Source organism: Paenibacillus sp. FSL R5-0473 (assembly GCF_038004565.1).
Taxonomy (GTDB): Bacteria; Bacillota; Bacilli; order Paenibacillales; family Paenibacillaceae; genus Paenibacillus; species Paenibacillus amylolyticus.
Genome location: NZ_JBBORL010000001.1, coordinates 4,919,354 through 4,932,985 on the forward strand (window position 1 = coordinate 4,919,354; position 13,632 = coordinate 4,932,985).

General features: G+C 43.5%; 11 protein-coding genes. 3 read left to right on the forward strand and 8 right to left on the reverse strand.

The window, feature by feature from the left end; all coding sequences use genetic code 11:
* From MKY28_RS21585 to MKY28_RS21615, 7 genes are all read right to left on the reverse strand, one after another.
* Positions 1–4,623: an amino acid adenylation domain-containing protein gene (locus MKY28_RS21585; RefSeq protein WP_340936960.1), complete on the reverse strand. Its 4,623-nt coding sequence runs from the start codon at positions 4,621–4,623 to the stop codon at positions 1–3.
* Positions 4,624–4,965: 342 nt separating this feature from the next.
* Positions 4,966–5,958, reverse strand: a complete 993-nt coding sequence (locus tag MKY28_RS21590) for a phosphotransferase enzyme family protein (protein ID WP_340936961.1) — start codon at positions 5,956–5,958, stop codon at positions 4,966–4,968.
* 406 nt (positions 5,959–6,364) lie between these two features.
* On the reverse strand, positions 6,365–6,913 hold the full coding sequence (locus MKY28_RS21595; RefSeq protein ID WP_340936962.1) for a hypothetical protein: 549 nt from the start codon (positions 6,911–6,913) through the stop codon (positions 6,365–6,367).
* Positions 6,914–6,917: 4 nt separating this feature from the next.
* Entirely contained in the window at positions 6,918–8,501 is a 1,584-nt protein-coding gene (locus MKY28_RS21600; RefSeq protein WP_340936963.1) for a glycosyltransferase family 39 protein, read from the reverse strand.
* 198 nt (positions 8,502–8,699) lie between these two features.
* Positions 8,700–8,909 carry a helix-turn-helix domain-containing protein gene (locus tag MKY28_RS21605; RefSeq protein ID WP_036668302.1) on the reverse strand — a complete coding sequence of 70 codons (210 nt, stop codon included), beginning with the start codon at positions 8,907–8,909 and terminating at the stop codon, positions 8,700–8,702.
* A gap of 263 nt (positions 8,910–9,172) precedes the next feature.
* Entirely contained in the window at positions 9,173–9,706 is a 534-nt protein-coding gene (locus MKY28_RS21610) for a cysteine hydrolase family protein (protein ID WP_340936964.1), read from the reverse strand.
* Between the two features lie 42 nt (positions 9,707–9,748).
* A complete protein-coding gene (locus MKY28_RS21615) occupies positions 9,749–10,135 on the reverse strand; it encodes an iron chaperone (protein WP_340936965.1) in 387 nt (128 codons plus the stop codon).
* Between the two features lie 184 nt (positions 10,136–10,319).
* Between MKY28_RS21615 and MKY28_RS21620 the strand changes: the two genes are divergently transcribed.
* On the forward strand, positions 10,320–10,640 hold the full coding sequence (locus tag MKY28_RS21620; RefSeq protein ID WP_036605985.1) for an ArsR/SmtB family transcription factor: 321 nt from the start codon (positions 10,320–10,322) through the stop codon (positions 10,638–10,640).
* 99 nt (positions 10,641–10,739) lie between these two features.
* A complete protein-coding gene (locus MKY28_RS21625) occupies positions 10,740–11,822 on the forward strand; it encodes a saccharopine dehydrogenase (RefSeq protein WP_340936967.1) in 1,083 nt (360 codons plus the stop codon).
* Between the two features lie 115 nt (positions 11,823–11,937).
* Here the strand turns inward: MKY28_RS21625 and MKY28_RS21630 are convergent, their stop codons facing one another.
* Positions 11,938–12,600, reverse strand: a complete 663-nt coding sequence (locus MKY28_RS21630; RefSeq protein WP_100526388.1) for a M48 family metallopeptidase — start codon at positions 12,598–12,600, stop codon at positions 11,938–11,940.
* 149 nt (positions 12,601–12,749) lie between these two features.
* Here MKY28_RS21630 and MKY28_RS21635 point away from each other — a divergent pair, with 149 nt between their 5' ends.
* Positions 12,750–13,505 (forward strand): GNAT family N-acetyltransferase, encoded by a 756-nt coding sequence (locus tag MKY28_RS21635; protein ID WP_340936970.1) that lies wholly within the window; start codon positions 12,750–12,752, stop codon positions 13,503–13,505.
* Positions 13,506–13,632: the final 127 nt, after the last annotated feature.

Consider the following 13,632-nt stretch of genomic DNA (forward strand, 5'->3'; position numbering starts at 1 on the left):
CTAAGATTTGATTTTGTTGAATTTCTTTTTGCTCTTACTGCTATTCAGCAACTCCATCTTGTACTCGTGGGCCATCACCTCCCAATCATGGCGTACAGCTTGAAGACTCCGTGAGGAATCAGCTGCAATCAGCTTCACTACAGCCATATAATCATGCAGAAATCTCTTCATGGTGGATTTGCCAAACAACTCTGTTTTGTATTCAACTACTGCATTCATGACATGGTCAGCCTCGATGAGATTCAACGTCAGATCCCACTTGCTCTTGCCACTGTGGCCCCACAAAATTTCATTCTGAGCAATATTCAGCCCTTCGATGTTGTACGTATTTTTGACATCAAGTACGAACCATGTCTGGAAGAACGGGGTCAGCCCGGAAGCACGATCCGGGTTCAGCAGTTCAATCAGCTTGCCGAAAGGCATCTCCTGATGATCAAACGCTTCAAACACCGTATTTCTAACGGAAACAATCTGGGCGTCTATGGACTGCTCGGGGTCCATGGTCGTCTTCAAAGCAAGACTGTTGGAGAAATATCCGATCAATCTCTGCACTTCGGCACGATTACGGTTTGCTACAGGTGTTCCCACGACGATCTCGGTTTCACCCGAGTAAAAGTACAGCAACATTTTGTAGGCGGTGAGCATGGTAATGTACAGACTGGCATTGTTTTTCATACCGGCCTTTTTGATCATTTCAATGGTTTGGATCGGAATTTCTGAGAGCAGAATATCTCCGGTATCCCCATTATTCAGCGAAGGCTCCCGGTCATACGGCAATACTTTCACCGATCGGTTAACGGTACTTCCCAACTGGTTGCGCCAATAATTCAGAACTGTCGGAAATTCGGCAGTCATCCATTTATTCTTTTGCCAATGTGAATAGTCGGAATATTGGATACTCAAATTCTCAGTTGCTGCATTTTCTCCCCTCAGATAAGCATTATAGTATGACCCCAGTTCAGCCATCAGAATATCCTGAGACCAGCCATCGAAGATAATGTGATGAAAATTAAAATAGGCAAAATATTGTTGTGCATGGATCCGATACAATCCAAAATAATACATCGGCCCGGTTTCCAGGTTGAACTGGTGTTTGGATTCTTCTTCAATTACACGCTTCAGACTGGCTTGGGAATTATCCCTCAGCGTATGCTGGACCTCAATGCCAAAAGGCTCGTAAGGCCTGATTCGCTGCACCGGTGTATTGTTTTCTACAACAAAATACGTTCTCAATACATCATGCCGCTGCACAATCTGATTCAATGCATAGATGTATGCCTCTTCCGAGAATGCGCCTTCAAAAAGGACATGTCCGGGAATATTATATTTGGTGCTCTTCCCCTCGAACTGTTCAACCAGCCACAGGGATTCCTGGTTGAATGACATTACACCTTTGAGTGACGGATCAACTCTGGGAATATCTGTAGACAGGAAGATCGGCTTGTCCATAATTCCGTTCAATACATCCACTTTGGATCTCTTCACTGTGTTTTGTTCCATGCTCATCATGCCTTCCTTTTCTTCCATGACCTGATCCAGATATGAACTTAAGGATTGGATTGTAGGGAAATTAAACATATCGTTAATCGAAAAATCAAAACCTATCTCGGAAAGTCTGGTATAGATCTGAATCAACTTAAGGGAATCACCACCCCGTTCGTAGAAGTGATCCGTCACACCCACCTCTTCCAGACCAAGAATCTCAGACCAGATGGTAGATATCGTCTGTTCCATGACAGTATTCGGTGCCACATACACATTTTCTTCATCCGATTGTGGCTTCTCTATCGATAACGTCAAGTAATCAATCTTGCCGTTAATGGTAAGTGGAATCGAAGACACCTTGATCAGATGTGTGGGAACCATATACTCCGGCAACAGAGATACCAGATTATCCCGTATCATCCTCCGGGTCACATGTGCATTGCTGACGTAATGAGCACATAACTGACGGGATTGCTGATCCGTCTTGACGCTTACAGCAACATCTCGGATTCCTTTGATCTTCAAGAAAGCTGCCTTGACCTCACCCAGTTCAATTCGATACCCGCGAATCTTCACTTGGTCATCCATTCTTCCGAGGTATTCCATCTGACCGTCTTCTCTTAACCTGCATAGATCACCTGTCCGGTACAATCTCTCGCCTGGATGATCCGGGTGTTCGACGTATTTTCTGCCCGTCAATTCAGGTTGGTTCAGATAGCCTCTGGTCACTCCGTCTCCCCCAACCAATAATTCACCCTGAACACCGACAGGAACGTATTGCAGTGATTGATCAAGCACATATATGGATGTGTTCTGAATGGGCTTGCCGATAGGCACATACTCCGTTTGGTCAACATGAGGATTGTAAGTATAGATCATACAGCCCACCACTGTCTCTGTCGGTCCATATTCATTGAAAATGGTAACCTCATGTTTGCTTTTCCGGATAATATTCGCAGCCAGTGAAGCACTCAGATTATCGCCGCCCACAATAAATGTTTGGACATTGGATCTGTCCATAATGTTCATGTCCTGAATCAATTGCAGGTGCGCCGGCGTCAGCTTGACCAGATCCACTCGCGGATCTAGGACAACATCAGTAATCAATGCCTTGTTATGAGACGAATTGTATATGATCATTGTGTTGCCCGTAATTAACGGTGTGAAGATGGAGGTAATGGTCAGGTCAAACGCGATGGATGAATACAGTGAAAAAGTCGTTTTCCTGTCAGTAACATACGTCTGACTCGCCCACCATATATAGTTCGTCAATCCCTTATGCTCCACCAATACACCCTTCGGTGCTCCAGTTGACCCTGATGTGTAGATGACATAAGCCAGATCCTTCATATCTATGGTCAAGTTCAGATTACCTGTTGGTATATATCCATCATTACCTTCAAGAATATGAATGACTTTTAGACTGTCCGACATATGGATACGCTGATTAACCAGGACAAACCTTACCTGAGAGTCCTTTAAAATATGTTGAATTCGCTCATCGGGATACTCGGGATCAATCGGAATATAAGCACATCCGGCTTTCATAACTGCCAGAATTGCGATAACCATCTCCATACTGTGGGTTACAATAATGCCTACCAGTTCTCGTTGCTTGATTCCTCTGCTGATCAATGTCGTAGCCAAGCCGTTAGCTCTGGCATTCAATTGTTCATAGTTCATCTCCTTATCCCCCAGGATAAGTGCTGTATGTTGAGGGGTAGCAGCTGCCTGTTCTTCAAACAACTGGATGACCGTTTTTTCGCTAGGATAAGACGCCCCGGTATCATTAAACTCGGTTAGCATCGATTGTTTATCGGCTTCGCTTACAATACTGATCTGTTCAATTCTTTGTTCAGAATGCTCCAGAATGGCTTCCGTAACCGTAAGAAACTGATCGAGCAGATTGTCCATGAACGATTCACTGAACAACTGGGTCCGATAATCCATCTGAAATATGATACGATCCTCATTGATTTTTTCAATAATGTTGATAAGCAGATCATTCGTCTCATGTCCGTTAAACTTGTTGTCCATATAGACATCATGTCCTTGCATCTTGTCAAAGCGTTCTGGACGATAGACCAGTGATATGCCGAACAGTCTGTTCAGTTCAGGTAAGGAGAGCGACTCTCTCAGATCACGGATCAGCTGATTATACGGATATTTCTGATGACGCAATATTTCTTTTTGTTCATTGGAAATGCGTTGCAGCAAGGTTAACACGGTTTCAGAGGGTACTACCCCGATCCTGACAGGTATGGTTGTGACAAACATGCCAATCATGTCTTTATCTGTTTTACTAGTACGGTTCGCGTAGTTGGTTCCAACGACCAAATCGGTTTGGTGAGTGAGTTTATTCAGCAGAATAGCTAGAGTTGAGAGAAAAAAGGTAAATACGCTGACATTCTTCTGACGACAGAAATCTTTCAAACGTACATACATGGAGTGATCCATATTCATCGTTTTTCTTCTGGCTGCGGTGTGAGTTAGAAGGGGATTGTGCGCTTTCAGTTCCATAAATTCGGGAATCGTATGAAACTTCTCTCTCCAAAAGGCCTGATCTTTCACATAGCGTTTGGAAGCGAGATATTGTTGTTCACTATTTATATAGTATTCATAATCGTGAATCGTAGATTCAATCCTGCTTGCATTACCATCTTTCAGTTCGGCATGATAGGTTGCCGTAATCTCATTCGTCAACTGGAATAATCCCAGGCCATCACAGATGATATGGTGAACCTGAATGATGTATCCGTATTGTCCATGACCCTCATACGTATAAAACTGACATAGATCTTCACTGTGTACATGAATCGGATGGTTACCCACATACTCAGTCCATGTCACACCCGTCAAGGCTGGATCTTCATGAATATGCTTGAGTGATCTGTACTCATAAGGTTGGATGTATTGTTTATTCTCACCTTGATCCAGAATAATCCGAGTTCGAAGCAATTCGTTATTCTTCAAAACTCTGTTAATCGACCGCTCTAACAAGGTGAAATCGATCGGTTCCGGTATGCTCATCTTGGATGTAATCATCCATACATCTGATTTCGGATATAACATTTCCATGTACCATATTCTTTGTTGATGCTCTGTTAAAGGATGCAGATCAACACATACATTTCCCATCTAATTCTCCTTTATATATAATTTATCCTAAAATAAGTTAATTACAACTTATCATCACTCCCAAATTTAATCAATAACTATTTTATTTGTTTTTTTAACAATTTTTTATATAATCCGACATCAAAATACCATTTTTAGCGTGAAAAAAATAAAAGTCCCATCCAACCTTTCTACAAGATTTCCACTTCTGTTTCATTATTCGGTAATATTCGAACAAAATGAAAAGCCCCGTGATCGATACAAAGGATCTGCATCTGACCGCGGGGCGGATTTACGTGAATGATTCTTCCAAACTTCAGTGCTCATTGGTCTTGACTAACCTAGGGTGAATTGGAACAAATCTTAGCTGTCGACTACCTTTCCGAATTGCTCTGCTTGTTCAGTCATCCTTCTGCTTAACCTCGCTCTTAGTCCCCTCATCCACTCCGGCTCATGTGACCACTGCTCTGCAACAGATTGAAGCATACGCACATAACCGTACAAGTTGGCAAAACGGCGACAAGCGGGGAACATACTCTCCAGATCATAACGTTCTCCTGCCTCGGACCAGTACCCGTTCAGGAACAATTGTTTCTTCTGCTCCCATTGTTCAGGCTCGATCTCCTCACGTAAACTATCCAGACTCTGTTCCACGTCCATTGCGTACCAGTGATACATCGCGTCATCAAAATCAATGGCATAACAAGACTTGCTTCCTTCGTCATAGAAAACGTTGTCCAGTTCAAAGTCGTAGTGGATGAGACCGAAATTTTGCTGGGTCATCGGTAAAGTCGCAAAATACGTTCGAAGAAACTCCACCTCATTCAAAGCAGCCGTTTCACCAGGAAAACCCTTCAGGATCTCCTGCATCCAATCCAAAACATCCGTATAGGTCCAGCGTTTCTCCTTTTGCTCAGGCATGAATGTACGTGATAAATGATGCAGCTCACCCAATGCCTGACCATAGCTGTACAAGATGGAGTCATTCAAATCAATACTTCCTAACTGCGATCCGGGTACTCGCTTGAATACGGAAGCATAATACGTTCCCCATGGGGTGTGAGCCTCTACAAGTTCTGTCCCTGAATGAGAAGGTACAGCCTCCATGGTTCCATAATGATTCGTTTGAAGATACCGCAGGAACTCCAGTTCAGCGCCAAGATTGATTTGATTTTTTTCCTCTACCGGGGCAAAACGAAGCAATCTCACTTCCCCCTGATCTCTGAACGGATACACGGCATTGGAGGATATGCGATAATACTGAAACATATCCAGCGACTCAGGATCATAACTCCAATTCTTTAGAATCATCTCGGCAAGGTCTTTATTTGGGAATAAATATTTTAATTTTAACATGGACATTTCTCCTTTTTGATCGTTTTAGGTGCATTGCTTGTAACCACCGAATGCCTATTTTTGCGCGCAAAAAGCCGCAGGCTATGCCTGCGGCTTCAAAAAAATTCTGAGTGTATGAGAAATTTGCACAAGCAAATAAACCTCGCATACGCCAGAAAAAATGAGCAGTTATATCCCTATATATCGGCAGATCTCAGATCGGACTGGGAAACTGGATGTTTTCACCCTGCATCTGAATGGTCTGCCGGAATTATTCAGTTTATGCTTACCTTCATTGTAGTAATAGAACATACCATCTTAGACCGTCGTTTCATGACGCTCACTCCCTTCAAAAAACCAGTTGTTACCATAATAGCCGATAAGCCAAATGTAAGCAATTACAAAATGACGATAATCCCATCATTTTTTACTGGACAACCCTCACCCGTTCCACCGTCTCGGTGTTGTCCTTATACCACACCATCACGATGTTTTCTTTTTGGAGATCAGACACTTGAATGGACGAATTCGCACGTGATCTGGAATTGCCCGAGCCCGGCGTCCCCATACCTTCAGTGATAACAACATCATCACCTATATTCAATTTCATCTCCATTCCGGTATCCTTCCACTCCATGCTTGGGGATGAGTTGTCCTGCACCTCAAGTAACGCCAGCGTAACTGTGTTTCCATTCACGGAGATGACTCTACCAGTAATGTTGGCATTCATCATCCCCTGCGTCATGCCAGGACTGCCTGATCTATCATTCATGCCCGCGGTGCCTCTTCCACCTCTCGGTGTTCCTCCATTCATTCCCAGGCCACCACCATTCGGCATACCACCACCGTTCATGCCTTGCGCAGAACTGGTCTTGGTAATATTCTGAGCGGTTATCACATCGCAAGCCGTTAGCATAACCGAACATCCCAGCAGTAGGAGTAGCGTAACCGATGTAAAATATTTATTTTTTCGCATATGATCACCTTTTTCTCTGGGAATATTTCTCCAAGGTACCTTTACGATGGAATATGAAATCATACGTATCTTTGAAACCCATATAGGACAGCACAACCAACAACGGATATACAGGGTAGATGTATCTGGACTTAATCTCCCACAGAATATAAAATCCGATGAATCCGAGAATGACCAGGATTAAGGAGACTTCATCATACCGTTTATGACGAATTCCACCGACCAACCGAATGAAAATAAAACAGTACATCAAGAAATTCATCACATATACAATCCAGAGCAAACCTGTCCGATAAGCGGAATCCCCCTGCAACAACTCGGTTATCGCATTGGTATAACTATAGGAGCCTGCGATTCCGCCTCCCCTTCCTCTTCCGGCACCCATGGAACTTTCATTGCCGATTCCATAACGGTCCATCTGGTATGTCCCTTCGGTCCAGGTCCATATGATCTTTTTGTAATACATCTGCACCAACTCACTCGCACTTGCTTCAGACAGCTTATTGCCAATCTCTTGTTTAAATAATGCTGTGCTCTCAGCCTTACTGTAGTTGGCCTGTCTCTGATAGATCTGATAACTCTCCATATTGTCCCAGAAGCCAAAACGCTCCAGATTAATCCCCATATTCAGCCACATATAGACCGGTGCAGCATTCTCTCCGACAGGTTCGCTCACAGCACCGGAGGATTGAAGAACCGCATTCTGAGTCCAGGTTGGTACATTAAACAACATAGCCAGCACACCGATGGAAATGACAACTTTCTTCATTCCAATGCTCCGTAAATTCAGCAGGATATATATGATAGCAGCAATTAGGACGATCACGCCGATGCTTCGGAAGTAATTGCCCAACGCGAGAAATATGGCGGCAATGACGATTGTTTTCCAAGACTTTTCACGTACAAAACGAATAACAAAGTATATACAAGATGTCAGAAATGCTGTAGCAATCACATCGTTATAGATCAGGTTGTTCAGGAACAAGGACGGTAGGTACGTGGCTGCAAAGATCAACACACCGTAATCACGCTCCGTAGATTTGTCATTCACTTGTTTATAAATAAGATAAATCATGAACGTTGTTAACGTTGAAAACAAAATATTGAAAAATTTGATGACCAGATAGTTGTCCGGGAACAGGTACAGCAATGTCTTCAGGTACAAGACGATCGAGTAGTTAAACGGGAACATGTGCAGATAACCACCCGTTTCAAACGAAGAGTAGTCTTGGTCATACAGCATGTTCATGGCGAGTGAGAGAACGGTCTGTGAATCATCGGTGGGCACTCTCGGAAATACAAAAATGATGATGATCTGAATGACCAGAGAACATAACAGCACAATCGGAATGACAACTTTCGGACTGTATTTGTTCAGCTTCAGACATAGAGCGTATAACCCGACACCTGAACCAAGAAGCAAAAGAATGACCGGGAGAAAAATACTCCACTGCTGCATGCCTAAAATGGGATTGTCCCCATACAAGGCGTAGTTGTACTGTGCCCGAACCAACAAGGACGAAGCAATAAACACCGCAACAAACACGAGCAAAATGAGATAAAACGACTTATGCAGCACCTTAGACATGCCAAAACTCCTTTTCGATTACAGGATTCCGTGAGTATTATAATGGCCCTGGCTGAAAAATCGCTGAAAAGGAGTAACGCTTGTGATCGGTGCAGCTCAGTATGTGTATACAAACAGAAAAAGACCGTCCCTTCGATAAGGTAACGGTCTATATGTCCAATTTTTTAAAAGTATAGGGCCTCAGCTAAATGTTGAAGATCACTTCTCGTCCTTGATAAACTCAATGATATCCTGGATTTCACAATCCAAAGCCTCACATATTCGATTCAGCGTATCGAACTTCACACCATCGGTTTCTTCATTATATAATTTGGCAATCCCATTTCTATGTAATCCGGTTAGTCGGGATAAATCAGCAATATTAATTCTTTTCTCACCCATAATACGAGATAAATGAACCTTGATCATACGAATTCCCCTCCAAACTAAAATGCACACTGTGATGTTGACAAAGGATGCCTTATTCTGTCCAATACACACAAATAGACCGCCCCCCTCGCAAAAGGAATGCGGTCTATTTCATCGTGCCCTTATGTTACCGAAGCCCACCGCCCTTAAAAGCGGCTATTGCTCGGAGGAGTCGTGTTACCAGCACGGCTCTCTTTGCATTTTACGTCTAATCTGCTCTTATTATACCATACTCAAATCTCCGGCGTCACATGTAAACCACGCTAGATACGATACATTTCTTTATACTCATCCACATATAAAACTTCAATACAATTCGACCAATTCAAAATCGAACCGACAAAATCCTGAATGTCCAGACCCGGCATCTCATACGTCTCCGCTGTGTTCACCGAACCTGTTGCGTCCTCAATCAAGGTTACCTTAAACCCTTCGTGTTCCGCAGTAATTGCCGTAAACAGACAACAATATTCCATGTTGAATCCAACAATAAATACATGTTCTACCTGATGCTCATGTAGCCAAGTTCTTAGCTCCGGATTGCTGAAGGCACTTGGTTTGCTTTTCTCCATAACAGGATACTGACCGGTACCCATTATAATTTCCAGGTTCTCAACATTTTTATAGAACAGTGAAGAACCCTCCTGATCGTAATCTACATGTTTCATGTATATGATTGGCTCATGTTGCTGTTCAAAATCAGCGATAACCGCTTCAATCTTGCCCAACTGAACTGTGAAATCCTTCATTGACGTGATCCCATACTGCATATCCAACACGATTAGTGCTTTGTTCATCTGTACTTCCCCTTCAGTAGACTAACAGGTTTTTACCATTTACTACTTCTTCTGCTTCTTCTCCCGAGCTTTTTCCACATTTTCTTTCACGCGATACTCCACAATCCGGCGAATGAGATCCTCGGGCAATGGCTGATCCAGCGGAAACTGGACAGATCCCTTTCCCCCTTTATACTTGGAGAGTTCCTGCTGGAAAGCTTGAATTCCCCTGGGAGCAGGGTAAAACCCAATATGATGCTGGTAAGCAGCAAAATGAACCAAATTCCCATGCTGTGCATACGTAGGCATCTTGTAACTGATCTTCTCTTCGGCGTTCGGAGCCGCTTCACGAATAATCTGTCTTATTGCCTGTAATCTCACCTGTACATCAGGTGCAAACTCCGAAATATATTCATCTACCAGCACCGAATAATGGTTACTCTCAGCCATCTTGGACTCCTTCCACCACGGATACATCAATGGATTCGTGGTACGGGCATATTTGCTTATATTGTACTTCAAATGGACAAGCGGAACAGCTATTTTCCTGCAACTTGGAATGTTAAATTTGATTTTTAAGTGAACTAAGCCTTATAATACGTTTAAACAATTAAACATTATAACGGAGTGAGCCATGAACGAGTCGATGGGTAACCAAAAAGTTATTGATATTTTCGAGAATCTAAGTCCTTATCTTCAAGGTTTGGGAGACCCCGTTCGCCAGCGAATCATATCGCTGCTCATTGATCAAGAGAGCATGAACGTATCTCAGATTGCAGAGCATGTCCCCATGTCACGCCCTACGGTCTCTCATCACTTGAAAATATTGCGTCAATCCGGGCTGTTATCGGTTCAGAAAAAAGGTACGGAGATGTATTACAAGCTGGAGTTCAACGATGCGATCGAATTAATCAAACAGCTCGTTCATCTCGTGGAGGTGGAATGTCAGAGCTAGCGCATACCGCGCTGGTGTACTGCATTCCTTTTCTTCACTCTTATATGTTCAATAGTTTAAACGTATAAGTACATAAACATATCAACGGAGGTATATAGAATGATTAGAAAAAGAGTTCTTATCGCTGGAGGTTATGGTGCTGTAGGTGCACAGCTTGCCCGCATTTTGCATGACAGGCATCCTGATCTGGAATTGGTACTGGGAGGCCGTTCTGCGGGTAAAGCAGCACCTTTTCCATCCAATCGTGTCCAAACGGTTGTTGTTGATACCCATGCAGACGATCCACTGATTCACGCAGGAGAGAATATATCGCTAATCATTAATGCAGTGAACGATCTGGATGATCGGTTACTGGTGTCGGCCGTACGGAGAAAAATTCCCCTCATCGATATAACACGCTGGACTGAGGTGTTCAATCAAGCGATCCGTACAGTAGAGCAGGAAGAGCTTCATTCTCCGGTAGTGCTGTCCTCTGGATGGATGGCAGGAACGGCGTCACTCTTTGCCATGATACTTTCTAACTCTCTGCAACATGTCGAACTAAACATTCATGCCCTATGGTCGCTGCGGGATAAGGCCGGCCCTGATTCGGTAGCCTTCATGGACCGGATGAGTATTCCTTTTCAGATAACCGAAGCCAATACACATCGACTCGTCTATCCCATGACAGATCCGATCAAAGTTCATTTCCCGAACGGGTATACGACTCCATGTTACAGATTGGATACACCCGATCACGTCACATTACCTCATACCAGTCATATTGATTCAACCAGCTTCCGCATTGCATTCGATAGTAAAGTATCTACCTATGCACTCACGGGACTGGTTAAAACTGGAGTATGGAAGATGATCAGCGGTGAACGTTTCAAGCCATTCCGGCGAAAGTTACTCTATAATCCAGGAACTGGGAGTGCACATCATCTGGTCATTCAATTGAAAGGATTGGATGCGAAAGGGAATGAGGTTGAACGAACGATGACGGTCTCTGACCCACTCGGTCAGACCCACATGACTGCACTCGGCGCTGCGGTGCAAGCCGAGAAGATACTGATGATGCCAATGGACAAAACTATGGCTCCAGGCATCTATTATCCTGAGCATCTGTTTGATGATCGAATGAACATGGATGCGGTTACTCATTTTTTCACACAATACGGCGTTCAAGTAACCCACTCCTGATCCAGACATAACAAAAAATCCGCGAAGCCGCTCACTGCAAACAGTGGGACCATCGCGGATTTTACGAATTATAATGGAGGGATCTATCGTATCAAGTACAAACTTGGGTCTGGAATTATAGTGTCATAGCCCGACCATTTCGCATCAGGTAATCTTCTTTTGTTTTGTAATCCGGCATGATGCTGCCGATCCGCCGCCAGAAAGAGCGGTCATGATTCATGTGGTGAATATGGCAAAGTTCATGAATGATGACATAATCGATCACTTCCAGTGGCGCCATCGCCAGGCGATAATTGAACGTAAGTTTTTTGTCCCAGCTACAACTGCCCCACTTGGTGGGAGAATCTACGATCTCTACTGACTTCGGCTTCACCTTCAACTCCTGCTGATAGCGACCGATGCGCTCCCCAATCATACGTTTACACTCGGCAAAATAAAACTTCTTCAGATTCGCTCGCAGCTCTTCTTCTGTCAGACCCTCTACAGGGATTAAGTCATGCAGTGCATGCTCCTTGCCAAAAAGCAGAAACTTCCCCTTGCCCTCATCTTCGTATTCCTTGGCTTGAGGACCATCGAGCGCCCGCTGCATCAGTGCGGATTTCTTCAAAATTACATCCCCGTGCTGCTCTACAAGTTGCCGGATCATGTCTTCACTGGTACCATTGGGTGCTTTGATTGTTACCATATAAGGCAAGTCCATCGTGATGGACACTTTCTTGCGTTTGCCGTATTGGATATGACAGTTAATGCTGTGATTATTTAATTCTATAGTTAACATAATGCGCTCCGCTTCTGAAGTTATTCATTCAAATCAAATTGTATACCATCTCCGGCTATAATGCATACTGTTCGGCGATATATATGTTTGTATTGTATTTTTATACACAATTATGTATTATTATTTAATTATAAAATCGGAGGTTGGATATGACGCATACCATAGATTCAGAACATAAAACCATTGAAGAACTATCGCTTAACCACTGGCAACCCTTGTCCACCTTATTATATGACGGTTGGGTACTCCGTTTTGCCAAAGGATATACCAAACGTGCCAACTCCGTTCAACCTATCCATTACTCCACTCTGGATGTGCATAAAAAGATTGAAGAATGTGAGCGCATCTATGCTTCCAATCAGTTAAGTACCATATTTAAAATCACACCGTTTATTCAGCCGGATCATCTCGACCAACTTTTGCAAGACAAAGGGTATACTGTTGTGGATCTGACTCGTATCCAGATCAGGAGCCTGGAAGAGATCAAAGAGCCTGCACACCAGGCTGTACAGATCGACGAACAGTTGACCACAGCGTGGCTTGATCATTTTTGCAGGTTAAATCAGGTGAATGATCTGCAACGGGGAACGACGGAATTAATGTTGGACAATATCCGGACAAAGGTAGGTTTCATCTCGCTGTTGATCGATGGGCAAGTCGTCGCTTGTGGGTTTGGTGTCATCGAACGTGGCTACATTGGATTGTATGACATCATAACAGACGCTAACTTCCGGAATCGGGGACTTGCTGAACAGATGATCTTGCATCTATTGCATTGGGCAAAAAGACAGGGCGCTACCTCCAGTTACCTGCAAGTGGTTGCGAATAATGCACCTGCCTTGAAACTTTACGCCAAGCTGGGTTATTCAGAGATTTATACCTATTGGTACAGAGTCAAAGAATAGAGTGTTTGCTAATCAAGCTTAGCTTGTGGATTCTTTCATCATATTCAGTCTGACAAACGTATCAATTCAAAACAACATCTTGAAAGCAAAAACTGCCCTCCTTCTATAAAGGAAAGGCAGTTTTTAA

Bases quoted from the DNA above. Each gene is read 5' to 3' on its own strand.
- MKY28_RS21585 (WP_340936960.1), bottom strand. From the start codon at position 4,623: ATGGGAAATGTATGTGTTGATCTGCATCCTTTAACAGAGCATCAACAA.
- MKY28_RS21590 (WP_340936961.1), bottom strand. From the start codon at position 5,958: ATGTTAAAATTAAAATATTTATTCCCAAATAAAGACCTTGCCGAGATG.
- MKY28_RS21595 (WP_340936962.1), bottom strand. From the start codon at position 6,913: ATGCGAAAAAATAAATATTTTACATCGGTTACGCTACTCCTACTGCTG.
- MKY28_RS21600 (WP_340936963.1), bottom strand. From the start codon at position 8,501: ATGTCTAAGGTGCTGCATAAGTCGTTTTATCTCATTTTGCTCGTGTTT.
- MKY28_RS21605 (WP_036668302.1), bottom strand. From the start codon at position 8,909: ATGATCAAGGTTCATTTATCTCGTATTATGGGTGAGAAAAGAATTAAT.
- MKY28_RS21610 (WP_340936964.1), bottom strand. From the start codon at position 9,706: ATGAACAAAGCACTAATCGTGTTGGATATGCAGTATGGGATCACGTCA.
- MKY28_RS21615 (WP_340936965.1), bottom strand. From the start codon at position 10,135: ATGGCTGAGAGTAACCATTATTCGGTGCTGGTAGATGAATATATTTCG.
- MKY28_RS21620 (WP_036605985.1), top strand. From the start codon at position 10,320: ATGAACGAGTCGATGGGTAACCAAAAAGTTATTGATATTTTCGAGAAT.
- MKY28_RS21625 (WP_340936967.1), top strand. From the start codon at position 10,740: ATGATTAGAAAAAGAGTTCTTATCGCTGGAGGTTATGGTGCTGTAGGT.
- MKY28_RS21630 (WP_100526388.1), bottom strand. From the start codon at position 12,600: ATGTTAACTATAGAATTAAATAATCACAGCATTAACTGTCATATCCAA.
- MKY28_RS21635 (WP_340936970.1), top strand. From the start codon at position 12,750: ATGACGCATACCATAGATTCAGAACATAAAACCATTGAAGAACTATCG.